Below are 12,103 nucleotides of genomic sequence, written 5' to 3' on the forward strand. Positions count from 1 at the left end.
GTAACTAAGGGCAATACAGTAAATAATGATTTGTAGTTTTATGTAAAATATGTCTGGATATAAAATAGTATTGTTAAAGAAAAAATTCCTTATATACAATTTCTAAACTCTTTCTTATGGCAGTTTTGAAATAATATCAAAACTCTTTTTTATATATTTATAAAGAAAAACGTAGGAATTTCTCCTGCGTTTTTCTTTTGCAAAATAGTCGATACCTCAAAATACCATTCTCCTAATAATCACGATTAATCATAACCCTTCAAAACGGAATAAAAGATTTTCTCACAAACTTATTTTCTACTGAATTTTTGACAATCTCTTGAACTGTGCGAAATGTCACATCTGTATTTTACAACCTCTCTTATAGTAAGGGTATGTAAGAGAGACGTATTAAAGGAGTGAACAGTATGAAGAAGAAACCTTCAGCACTAATGAGACGTTTAAAATATTTTTCACCAATAGATCGTTATAACGATAATCATACTCAAGAAACATATGAAGATCGTGAATGGGAGAATGTGTACAGAAAGCGTTGGCAGCATGATAAAGTAATTCGTTCTACACATGGTGTGAACTGTACTGGTTCATGTAGCTGGAATATATATGTGAAAGATGGAATCGTAACTTGGGAAGGACAGGAGCTTAACTATCCAACTACAGGTCCAGATATGCCTGATTTTGAACCACGAGGATGTCCGCGTGGAGCGAGTTTTTCTTGGTATATTTATAGTCCACTTCGTGTGAAATATCCGTATGTACGTGGTGTTCTTTGGAGTATGTGGCAAGAGGAATTACAAAATAACAAGTCACCACTAGATGCTTGGAAAAGCATTGTGGAAAACCCTGAAAAAGCACGCAAGTATAAGCAGGCACGTGGTAAAGGGGGATTCATTCGTGCGAATTGGGATGAAGTGTTACAACTTGTTTCTGCTTCATTACTCTACACAGTAATGAAATACGGTCCAGACCGAAATGTTGGTTTTTCACCAATTCCAGCTATGTCGATGTTAAGTCATGCTGCTGGTAGTCGTTTTATGCAACTTATGGGCGGGCCAATGCTTAGTTTCTATGATTGGTACGCAGATTTACCACCAGCTTCTCCTCAAATTTGGGGCGATCAAACAGATGTACCAGAAAGTAGTGACTGGTATAACTCTGGTTACATTATGACATGGGGTTCAAATGTACCGATGACGAGAACACCAGATGCTCACTTTTTAGCAGAGGTTCGATATAAAGGAACGAAAGTCGTTTCTGTCAGTCCTGACTTCGCTGAATCTACAAAGTTTGCCGATGATTGGATTAGTGTAAAACAAGGTACAGATGGTGCACTTGCGATGGCAATGGGGCATGTGATCTTACAAGAGTTTTACGTAGATAATCAAGTGGAATATTTCACAAAGTATGCGAAGCAATATACTGATTTTCCTTTCTTTGTCACATTGAAACAAAAAGGAGATCAATTCGTTGCTGATCGTTTCTTAAACGCTTCTGATATTGGACGCGAAACGAAGTTAGGAGAATGGAAGCCTGTTCTTTGGAACGAGAATACGAATGATTTTGCAACACCTCAAGGCACAATGGGCTCACGTTGGGATAACGAAAAGAAATGGAACTTGCGTTTAGAAGATGAAGAAACAGGTGAAAAGATTGACCCACGTCTTTCTTTACTTGGAATGGAAGAATCGATTGGAACTGTACAAATTCCGTACTTCTCTGATGATGGAAACAAAGTATTAGAACGTACAATTCCAGTGAAAAAGGTTATGACAGAAGAAGGCGAAGTGTTCGTTACAACTGTATACGACTTAACGTTAGCAAATTACGGCGTGAACCGAGGGCTTGGCGGACAAGAGCCGAAAGACTTCAATGATGATGTACCGTTTACACCTGCATGGCAAGAGAAAATGACAGGAGTGAAACGAGAACTAATTATTCAAATCGCTCGTGAGTTCGCACAAAATGCCGTTGATACAAATGGTCGCTCGATGATTATTGTTGGAGCTGGTATTAACCATTGGTTTAATTCTGATACGATTTATCGCGCAGTTTTAAATCTTGTTCTTCTAGTTGGAGCACAAGGAGTAAACGGCGGGGGATGGGCGCATTATGTTGGGCAAGAAAAATTACGACCAGCAGAAGGATGGCAAACAATCGCGATGGCAAAAGATTGGCAAGGGCCACCGAAATTACAAAATGGTACATCTTTCTTCTATTTCGTAACAGATCAATGGCGCTATGAAGATACACCGGTTGGACATCTAGCATCACCAGTAGAAGGCAACTCTCGTTATCAACATCACGGTGATTACAACGTATTAGCGGCACGACTTGGCTGGCTACCTTCGTATCCGACATTCGAGAAAAATGGGATTGAATTATATAAAGAAGCTGTTGCTGCTGGTGCAACAACGCAAGAAGAAATCGGAAAATATGTTGCACAAAGATTAAAAGAAAAAGGACTAAAATTTGCGATTGAAGATCCAGATAACAAAAACAACTTCCCGCGCAACTTATTCGTATGGCGTGCGAACTTAATTTCAAGTTCTGGTAAAGGACACGAATATTTCTTAAAACATTTATTAGGTACAACAAACGGGTTAATGAATGACGATAGTGATTCATTACGACCAGAAGAAATTAAATGGCATGAAGAAGCACCAGAAGGGAAGTTAGATTTACTCATTAACTTAGATTTCCGTATGGCTGGAACAGCGCTTTATTCTGATATCGTCTTACCTGCTTCAACTTGGTACGAAAAACATGATTTAAGTAGTACAGATATGCATCCATTTGTGCATCCATTTAATCCAGCAATCGGTTCACCGTGGGAAGCGCGCTCTGACTGGGATATTTTCACTTCACTTTCTAAAGCTGTGTCAGATTTAGCGAAGAAAATTGATCTTGAACCAATGAAAGAAGTTGTTGCAACGCCACTTCTTCACGATACACCGCAAGAATTAGCGCAACCACTTGGCAAGATTAAAGATTGGAGCAAAGGTGAGTGTGAGCCAATACCAGGTAAAACAATGCCACAAATTCATGTTGTTGAAAGAGATTATAAAACAATTTATGACAAAATGACTTCGCTAGGACCAAATGTGGGAAAACAACCGATTGGTACGAAAGGGATTTCTTGGTCCGCAGAAAAAGAGTATGAGCAATTAAAGAGCCGATTAGGAGTTGTTCGAACGGATTCTATTGCAAAAGGTTGCCCAGACATAAAAGAAGCAATCAATGCTGCTGAAGCGGTATTAACACTTTCTTCTACAACAAATGGTCATATGGCTGTAAAAGCATGGGAAGCACTTGAAAAACAAACGGATTTAAAATTACGTGATTTAGCAGAAGAACGTGAAGAAGAATGCTTCACATTTGAACAAATTACAGCGCAGCCAAAAACAGTAATTACTTCTCCGGCCTTTACAGGTTCTGAAAAAGGTGGACGTCGTTACTCACCGTTTACAACAAATGTGGAACGCCTCATCCCTTGGAGAACAATCACTGGACGACAATCTTTCTACTTAGATCATGACATGATGAAAGAATTTGGTGAAACGATGGCAACGTTTAAACCGATTCTGCAACATAAACCGTTCCGTAAATCACGACCTGAAGTAGAAGGAAAAGAGATTACGTTAAATTATTTAACGCCGCATAATAAGTGGTCCATTCATAGTATGTATTTCGATTCATTACCGATGTTAACGCTGTTTAGAGGTGGTCCAACTGTTTGGATGAATAAAGAGGATGCTGAAGAAGCTGGTGTAGCAGATAATGATTGGATTGAGTGCTTTAATCGTAACGGTGTTGTTGTAGCCCGTGCTGTTGTAACGCATCGTATACCGAGAGGAATGGCGTTTATGCACCATGCACAAGATCGTCACATTAACGTACCTGGTACGAAATTAACAAGTAACCGCGGGGGAACGCATAATAGTCCAACTCGAATTCACGTAAAACCGACACATATGATTGGTGGATATGGTCAATTAAGTTATGGATTTAACTATTACGGTCCGACTGGGAACCAGCGTGACTTAAACGTTGTAATTCGCAAACTGAAGGAGGTAGATTGGCTTGAAGATTAAAGCACAAGTCGGAATGATAATGAATCTAGATAAATGCATCGGCTGCCATACTTGTAGCGTAACGTGCAAAAACACCTGGACAAATCGTCCAGGTGCTGAATATATGTACTTCAATAACGTAGAAACGAAGCCTGGAATTGGTTATCCGAAACAATGGGAAGATCAGGAGAAATATAAAGGCGGTTGGGAATTGAAAAATGGTGAAATTCAGCTGAAATCTGGTTCGAAAATGAAACGTCTTATGAACATTTTCCACAATCCAGATCAACCAACAATTGATGATTATTTTGAACCTTGGAATTATGATTATGAAACGTTAACAAATAGTCCGCAACGTAAGCATCAACCAGTTGCTCGTCCGAAATCAGCAATTACAGGCGAATTTATCGACAAAATTGAATGGGGTCCAAACTGGGAAGATGATTTAGCAGGCGGACATATAACAGGATTGCAAGATCCGAACGTAAAGAAAATGGAAGAAGAAATTAAAACAGATTTTGAAAACGTCTTTATGATGTATTTACCACGCATATGCGAACATTGTATGAATCCCTCGTGCGTATCATCTTGTCCATCTGGTGCGATGTATAAACGTGAAGAAGATGGGATTGTTCTTGTCGATCAAAATGCATGTCGCGCATGGAGATTCTGCGTATCATCTTGTCCATATAAAAAAGTGTATTTTAACTGGCAAACGAATAAAGCTGAAAAATGTACAATGTGTTTCCCACGTATTGAAGCGGGTATGCCAACGATTTGTTCGGAAACATGTGTAGGACGTATTCGGTATATTGGGGTAATGCTATATGACGCTGACAAAGTAAAAGAAGCAGCTTCTGTTGAAGACGAAAAAGATTTATATGAATCTCAGCTTACTGTTTTTCTAGATCCAAATGATCCAGAAGTGGCAGCTGAAGCGAAAAAACAAGGAATTCCTGAAGAATGGATTAAAGCGGCGCAACAATCGCCAATTTATAAAATGATTATCGATTGGAAAATTGCTCTACCTCTTCACCCAGAGTATCGTACAATGCCAATGGTTTGGTATATCCCGCCGCTTAGCCCGATTATGAATATGGTGGAGGGAAAAGGTAGTAACTGGCAAGCAGAAGAGATTTTCCCTGCTATTGATAATATGCGTATTCCAATTCAATATTTAGCGAATTTACTCACTGCGGGGGATGAATCACACATTCGTCTTACATTGAAGAAAATGGCTGTTATGCGAACGCATATGAGAGCACTTCAAATTAATAAAGAGCCAAATGAAGCTGTATTAAAAGAACTTGGTTTAACGAAACAGGATGTAGAAGATATGTATCGTCTTCTTGCCATCGCGAAATATAAAGATCGCTTCGTTATTCCGACATCTCACCGTGAACAAGTGGCAGATTTATATAGCGAACAAGGAAGCTGTGGTTTATCATTCACAGGTGGTCCAGGCTCTTGTATGACAATTTCTTAAATAAAGGGGGCAGAAAATTATGAAACAAAGTTTACAAACAGCTTTTTCTTGTTCTTCTTTTCTTCTCTCCTATCCCGAACTAGGGTGGAGAGAAGCTTTAACTGAATTGCAAGAAGAGGTTGAAACAATAGAACAGGAAGACGTTAAAGCGTCACTTACAGGCTTTATAAAGCAAGCGCTAGATAAAACGAATGATCAACTCATTGATAGTTACGTATATACATTCGATTTTGGGAAGAAAACAAATATGTATCTTACTTATATGAACACTGGTGAACAAAGAGAAAGAGGTATTGAATTACTAGAGTTAAAACAACATTATAAAAAATCAGGTTTTAGCGTAACAGATAAAGAACTACCTGACTATTTACCACTTTTACTTGAGTTTTTTGCAAATGCAAATGAGCAAGACAGTGAACCAATTATGAGTAAATACACGGAAAATATACAAGCATTACATGTTCAATTAAAAGAAGCGGGTAGTATGTATGAACCAATTCTTGCGTCTGTGCTACTCGCTATCGAAACATGGGGTGTACAGACAAATTAGAAAGGAGCGTTGTCAAAATGATGGATCAATTTCTTTGGGTATTGTTTCCCTATATCATTTTTGCGATCTTTATCGGTGGACATATTTTTAGATACAACTATGATCAATTTGGATGGACATCAAAATCTAGTGAACTATTAGAAAAGAAGATGCTCCGGGTCGGAAGTCTATTATTCCACTTTGGGATCATGTTCGTAATTGGCGGCCATGTTATGGGGATTTTAATTCCAGAATCTGTATATCGTTCAATAGGTATTTCTGAGCATATGTATCATGTAGTAGCAATTAGTTTTGGGCTTCCGGCAGGTATTGCTTCTATTATCGGTTTAATTATATTAACGTACCGCCGTGTAACAGTAAAGCGTATCATTGCAACGAGTACAAAGGGAGATTATATTGCGCTTATTTTATTACTTATCGTAATGCTAGCAGGACTTTCTTCAACATTTTTAAATATAGATTCAAAAGGATTTGATTATCGTACAACGATTGGCCCTTGGTTCCGAAGTCTCTTTATTCTCCAACCGAAAGTTGAATATATGATGGAAGTACCAGTATGGTTTAAAATTCATATTCTTGCAGGAATGGGTTTATTCGCAGTATGGCCATTTACAAGACTTGTACATGTATTTAGTGCCCCAATTAAATATGTAAGCCGTAGTTATGTAATTTACAGAAGACGTATTCCTAATGAGTTGAAAAAATAATACTGCTGTAAACGGATAGGAGCTAATGGTTAAAACGAAACGAGGTCTAATATGGAAGGCCTCGTTTTTGTTTATATAGGGAATAACCGTTAATAAGTAGCTTAAATTGAAAAAAGATTAGCATCTAAATAAGATGCTAATCAATGCTACAAACAGAGGCAGAGCAATCTTCACAAGCAATTTCACATTTTAAAAATTGTAAATCGTGGATTGTAATCTTTCCTTTATGAATAGAAATTGTACCTTGCTTTTTTAATTCATTTAACATTCGATTTACACTTTCACGTGAAGTTGCACAGAAATTAGCAAGTTCTTGATTCGTTAATGGTAAATCGATGAGAATCCCATTTTCTTTTAATACACCGTAACTATTTGTCATTCGTATAAGAGTAGAATACAGGGCACCTTTTTTGCCGTGTAATACTAAATCTCGGAACTTCGTTTGCATTCTTCTTAAATGTTCACTAATCCATTTCATAAATTCAAATACAAGTGCGGGTTTTTGGAGCAATGCTTTTTCTAAGGTTTCACGCTTTATAACCCCTACTTCAACATCTTCAAGGCATTTTGAATTTAATAAATACTTCGCATTGTCCGTGAATAATGTTAATTCTCCAATAATGTCGTATGCCGAACAAATACGGAGTGTTAATTCTTGCCCGTCAGCACTTAATTTACTAATTTGTACTTTTCCTGAGTGGATGATATAGAGCTCTGTTGCCTCCATACCTTCTTGAAAAATAAAACTACCTTTTTTAATTTGCATTTTATATTCAACAGATGCAAGTAATTCTTTTAAATCTTGAGATAATGTCATACTGTTTGCCACAGTGATCACCTTTCTTCTTATAAGCAATACATTTCCTATTTTGAGTGTAAGTATGATGAAAATGCAAGAGCTATTTTAAAAATACATTGAAATTTCAATGACCGTAAGGGGAAGTGATTTTCAATTTTTAGTTTGAAAAATTCAATAGACAAAGTGGATGAGATTAAAGATGTGAACAAAATTCGAACGGATTTGTGAAGAATTTTTGAATGGGGAAAGTAATGTGAGAAAAGTCACATTGAATATGTAGCTTCTTTTTTATAATGAAGGCAAATAAAAAAATGAAAGCTTACTAAGGATTACAGCAGAAAAGAAGGGATATAGATGCACGAGAACATGAAAGATTCTTTAGAACGTCCACTTCAAGATTTACGTATTTCAGTTATTGATCGTTGTAATTTTAGGTGTACATACTGTATGCCTGCTGAAGTGTTCGGACCTGATTACGCTTTTTTACAGGAAGAGCTTTTATTAACGTTTGATGAAATAGAAAGATTAGCGAGATTATTTATAAGTCTGGGAGTCAATAAAATTAGGCTTACTGGCGGTGAACCGTTATTGCGTAAAGACTTACCGATGTTAATTGCAAGACTTGCAAAGCTAGAAGGCTTAAAAGATATTGGACTCACAACAAACGGTATTCATTTAGCAAAACAAGCAAAGGCGTTAAAAGAAGCGGGATTAAAACGTGTAAATATTAGTTTAGATGCGATAGAGGATTATGTCTTCAAAAAAATTAATGGACGAAATGTAAATACAAAACCTGTACTGAAAGGAATTGAAGCAGCAAAGGCTGCTGGATTAGAAGTAAAGGTAAATATGGTCGTAAAAAAAGGAATGAATGATAGTCAAATTCTTCGTATGGCTCGTTATTTTAAAGAACAAGACATTCAGCTCCGTTTTATAGAGTTTATGGATGTGGGCAGTACAAACGACTGGAACTTTGAACAAGTTATTACGAAGGAACAATTAATAGAGAAGATTAATCGCGTATATCCAGTTGAGCCCGCTCAGCCTCGTTACTTTGGAGAAGTTGCGAAATTGTATCGATATGTAGGGAGCGATGCAGAAGTTGGGTTTATTACTTCAGTATCTGAGTCATTTTGTTCTTCTTGTACGAGAGCTCGTATCTCGGCAGATGGCAAGTTTTTCACGTGTCTATTTGGAACGAAAGGAACGGATTTGCGAACGCTTCTTCGAGGAAATATTTCTGATGCATCACTATTAAAAATTTTACAACATACATGGCGATATAGAACAGATCGATATTCAGATGAAAGAACGGCGGAAAGTACAAATCAACGTCCAAAAGTTGAAATGTCCTACATTGGCGGATAGTGAGAGGAGGATTCCCTATGCAAGAGCGATATGCAAGGCAAATATTGTTTTCTGGAATTGGTGAAATAGGACAAAGAAAAATAAGAGAAAAGCATGTGCTCCTAATTGGTGCAGGTGCATTAGGAGCTGCGAATGCAGAAACACTCGTTAGGATGGGAATTGGGAAATTGACAATCGCTGACCGTGACTACGTGGAATGGAGTAATTTACAGCGGCAACAGTTATACATAGAAGAAGATGCGCAGCAATGCAAACCGAAAGCAATTGCAGCGGCAGAACATGTAAGGAAGATTAATTCTGAAGTAAAAATTGTACCAGTTGTAACGGATGTCACAATGCAAGAAATAGAAGAGTTAACAAAAGAAGTGGATCTCATCATAGATGCGACTGACAATTTCGATACGCGCCTACTTATAAATGACATTTCACAAAAAGAAAATATACCTTGGATATATGGTGGATGCATTGGAAGTTACGGTGTAACGTATACAATTCTTCCTGGGAAAACACCATGTTTTCGCTGTCTAATGGATCATCCTATGGGCGGTGCAACATGCGATACAGCCGGAATCATTCAGCCAGCTGTACAAATGGTCGTTGCTCACCAAGTAACAGAGGCGATGAAAATATTGGTGGATGATTATGAGTCGTTAAGAGGAACGATGTTATCATTTGATATTTGGAACAATCAATATCTTTCATTAAAAGTAAATAGACAGAAAAAAAGTACATGTCCATCTTGTGGGAAATCACGAACGTATCCAAGTCTAGCATTTGAAGCGCAGATGAAAACGGAAGTGCTATGCGGACGGAATACAGTTCAAATCCGTTCAGGAATAAAGAGAGATCTTAATTTAAACGAAATTCAAAAACGATTACAAAAAAGTGTACATGTCCAAAAAACGCCTTACTTACTATCATTTCTAATTGATGAATATCGTTTCGTTTTATTTACAGACGGTAGGGCATTTATTCATGGAACAAATGATGTGAAAATAGCAAAACGATTATACGCAAAATATATAGGATGAACAGAAAGAGCGTTGCCCCTTATTAAAACGAGGTGAAAAAGAATGTTAGAAAAACGTATACCAATTCCGGTGGCAGAAGCAGTGGCACGTGTAATGAAATACGCTCATCAAGGTGAAATAGAAAAGGTTTCTCTTATAGAAAGTTACGGAAGAATTCTTGGAGAAGATGTTATTGCAGATCATGATGTCCCTCACTTTGATCGCTCTCCATACGACGGGTTTGCGATTCGAGCAGAAGATACAAAAGAAGCGAGTAGTAGTAACCCCATTCAGTTTGAAGTGATTGGCGAAATTGGAGCAGGTTTTGTTTTTCCAGAAGAAGTGAAACCATTTCAAACTGTCCGTATTATGACAGGTGCCGCAATTCCAGCCGGATGTAATGCAGTTGTTATGTTAGAGCTAACTGAAGGATTTGAAGAAAGTGAAAAGACTTATATGAAATTGAAACGCTCCTTTATTGCTGGGGATAACATTTCTTTTAAAGGTGAAGATGTAAAACAAAATACCATCCTTGTGAAAAAAGGGACTGTTATTAACCCTGGAGTAGTGGCGCTTCTTTCTACGTTTGGTTATAGTACCGTTTACGTTGTAAAACAGCCGGTTATCGGAATTGTAACGACAGGAAGCGAACTGCTTGAAGTACATGAACAATTAAAGCCAGGGAAGATTCGAAATAGTAACTCCTATATGATAGCTGCTCAAGTTGAACGAGCGGGCGGAGTTGTACAGTATTATGGACAATTCGCTGACGATTTTGAGACGTGTTATAACACTGTGAAAAAAGCGATAAAAGAAGTCGATATTTTAATTACAACTGGTGGCGTTTCGGTAGGAGACTATGACTATTTACCTGCTATTTATGAGGAATTACGAGCTAATGTGCTTTTCAACAAAATAGCGATGCGACCAGGAAGTGTGACAACTGTAGCTGAGCTAGAAGGAAAACTATTATTTGGTCTATCTGGTAATCCTTCAGCTTGTTATGTCGGTTGTGAATTATATGTTCGGCCAGTCATTGGAACATATTTGCATAGAAAAGATTCGCACGTATACCGTACAGAGGCAATATTACAGAAAGACTTTCTGAAAGCAAACCCATTTACTCGTTTTGTACGAGGGAAAGTGGAAATTGTAGATGGAACATTGCAAGCTACACCAGTTGGTTTAGACAAATCTAGTGCAATTTCTTCACTTGCAGGAGCGAATGCATGTATCGTCCTGCCAGGAGGAACGAGAGGATTTAAAGCAGGAATAACTGTCTCGGTACTGTTATTAGAATCAAGCGCCGGAAGTGAGTGGCCGTGGGAAGAACCACTTCGATCATACAAATAATAGAAAAATAGATTGCTAACTTATACAAAGATAAGAGGTGCAAGATGGCACATACGTATTATGAAGTAATTGATACACCTATTTCAATTGAAGAAGTTACAAACAAAGTAATTCGTCGTGAATGTGGCGCAGTTGCGACTTTCATTGGTACTGTTAGAGAATTTACGAAAGGCCGTCGTACGCTATATTTAGAGTATGTAGCATATAAGTCAATGGCGGAGAAACAGCTTAAGAGAATTGGCACCGAAGTAGGAGAGATGTGGCCTGGGACAAATGTCGCCATTACACATCGCATTGGTACATTACAAATTTCTGATCTTGCTGTTGTCGTCGCTGTTTCTACACCACACCGGAAAGCTGCCTATGAGGCGAACGAATATATTATGGAGCGTATAAAACAAATTGTTCCAATATGGAAGAAAGAGTTTTGGAAAGATGGTGAGTCATGGATAGGTGATCAGTTAGAGAAGGTAGCGTATGCAAATGGTGAGCCTGGAAAGGAGATGAGAATATGATTGAAGTACTATTATTTGCACATTTACAAGAAGAAGTAAGTAAGTCAGCATTACACATAGGTTGTGAAAATATTACGGTTGCTGAACTAAAGGAAGTCCTTATTACGAAATACAACGTAGCAATTTCAAGTGAGATAATGGTCGCTATAAATGAAGAGTATGCAAATGAGGATGATATCATTCAAACTGGCGATGTCATAGCAATGATTCCGCCAGTAAGTGGTGGTTGATTCTTTTCAGCCTAA

Annotated in this window: 10 protein-coding genes; 9 read left to right on the plus strand and 1 reads right to left on the minus strand. The window is 37.8% G+C overall.

Annotation, left to right across the window (positions count from 1 at the left end):
• Positions 1–407 precede the first annotated feature (407 nt).
• From MHI26_RS10705 to narI, 4 genes are read left to right on the plus strand one after another with little or no spacing between them, the layout of a single operon-like run.
• Positions 408–4,091: a nitrate reductase subunit alpha gene (locus MHI26_RS10705; RefSeq protein ID WP_061666629.1), complete on the plus strand. Its 3,684-nt coding sequence runs from the start codon at positions 408–410 to the stop codon at positions 4,089–4,091.
• On the plus strand, positions 4,081–5,556 hold the full coding sequence (gene narH, locus MHI26_RS10710) for a nitrate reductase subunit beta (protein WP_000692656.1): 1,476 nt from the start codon (positions 4,081–4,083) through the stop codon (positions 5,554–5,556). Before MHI26_RS10705 ends, narH begins: the two co-directional genes overlap by 11 nt.
• Positions 5,557–5,575: 19 nt before the next feature.
• Positions 5,576–6,106, plus strand: coding sequence for a nitrate reductase molybdenum cofactor assembly chaperone (gene narJ / locus MHI26_RS10715; protein ID WP_000814227.1), 531 nt, complete (start codon positions 5,576–5,578; stop codon positions 6,104–6,106).
• A 17-nt stretch (positions 6,107–6,123) separates the two neighbouring features.
• The gene (gene narI, locus MHI26_RS10720) at positions 6,124–6,813 is read left to right on the plus strand and encodes a respiratory nitrate reductase subunit gamma (RefSeq protein WP_061666628.1); all 690 of its coding nucleotides are present in this window, start codon (positions 6,124–6,126) and stop codon (positions 6,811–6,813) included.
• Between the two features lie 136 nt (positions 6,814–6,949).
• Here the strand turns inward: narI and MHI26_RS10725 are convergent, their stop codons facing one another.
• Positions 6,950–7,642, minus strand: a complete 693-nt coding sequence (locus tag MHI26_RS10725; protein WP_000013863.1) for a Crp/Fnr family transcriptional regulator — start codon at positions 7,640–7,642, stop codon at positions 6,950–6,952.
• Positions 7,643–7,966: 324 nt separating this feature from the next.
• Here MHI26_RS10725 and moaA point away from each other — a divergent pair, with 324 nt between their 5' ends.
• Genes moaA through moaD form a run of 5 tightly spaced genes read left to right on the plus strand, consistent with a single transcriptional unit; the run spans position 7,967 to position 12,088 of the window.
• The gene (gene moaA, locus MHI26_RS10730) at positions 7,967–8,980 is read left to right on the plus strand and encodes a GTP 3',8-cyclase MoaA (RefSeq protein WP_000545009.1); all 1,014 of its coding nucleotides are present in this window, start codon (positions 7,967–7,969) and stop codon (positions 8,978–8,980) included.
• A 17-nt stretch (positions 8,981–8,997) separates the two neighbouring features.
• On the plus strand, positions 8,998–10,011 hold the full coding sequence (locus MHI26_RS10735; protein WP_001158062.1) for a molybdopterin-synthase adenylyltransferase MoeB: 1,014 nt from the start codon (positions 8,998–9,000) through the stop codon (positions 10,009–10,011).
• 42 nt (positions 10,012–10,053) lie between these two features.
• On the plus strand, positions 10,054–11,343 hold the full coding sequence (locus MHI26_RS10740; RefSeq protein ID WP_000890797.1) for a molybdopterin molybdotransferase MoeA: 1,290 nt from the start codon (positions 10,054–10,056) through the stop codon (positions 11,341–11,343).
• A gap of 44 nt (positions 11,344–11,387) precedes the next feature.
• Complete coding sequence (locus MHI26_RS10745; RefSeq protein WP_000951544.1) at positions 11,388–11,858, plus strand: molybdenum cofactor biosynthesis protein MoaE; 471 nt, start codon at positions 11,388–11,390, stop codon at positions 11,856–11,858.
• Positions 11,855–12,088: a molybdopterin converting factor subunit 1 gene (gene moaD / locus MHI26_RS10750; RefSeq protein WP_000573687.1), complete on the plus strand. Its 234-nt coding sequence runs from the start codon at positions 11,855–11,857 to the stop codon at positions 12,086–12,088. The genes MHI26_RS10745 and moaD overlap by 4 nt, the downstream gene beginning before the upstream one ends.
• Positions 12,089–12,103: the final 15 nt, after the last annotated feature.

The sequence above is a fragment of the Bacillus sp. FSL K6-1218 genome, assembly GCF_038006445.1.
GTDB classification, from domain to species: domain Bacteria; phylum Bacillota; class Bacilli; order Bacillales; family Bacillaceae_G; genus Bacillus_A; species Bacillus_A thuringiensis_S.

Coding starts and splice junctions, on each gene's coding strand:
- MHI26_RS10705 (WP_061666629.1), top strand. CDS start 408: ATGAAGAAGAAACCTTCAGCACTAATGAGACGTTTAAAATATTTTTCA.
- narJ (WP_000814227.1), top strand. CDS start 5,576: ATGAAACAAAGTTTACAAACAGCTTTTTCTTGTTCTTCTTTTCTTCTC.
- narI (WP_061666628.1), top strand. CDS start 6,124: ATGATGGATCAATTTCTTTGGGTATTGTTTCCCTATATCATTTTTGCG.
- moaA (WP_000545009.1), top strand. CDS start 7,967: ATGCACGAGAACATGAAAGATTCTTTAGAACGTCCACTTCAAGATTTA.
- MHI26_RS10735 (WP_001158062.1), top strand. CDS start 8,998: ATGCAAGAGCGATATGCAAGGCAAATATTGTTTTCTGGAATTGGTGAA.
- MHI26_RS10740 (WP_000890797.1), top strand. CDS start 10,054: ATGTTAGAAAAACGTATACCAATTCCGGTGGCAGAAGCAGTGGCACGT.
- MHI26_RS10745 (WP_000951544.1), top strand. CDS start 11,388: ATGGCACATACGTATTATGAAGTAATTGATACACCTATTTCAATTGAA.
- moaD (WP_000573687.1), top strand. CDS start 11,855: ATGATTGAAGTACTATTATTTGCACATTTACAAGAAGAAGTAAGTAAG.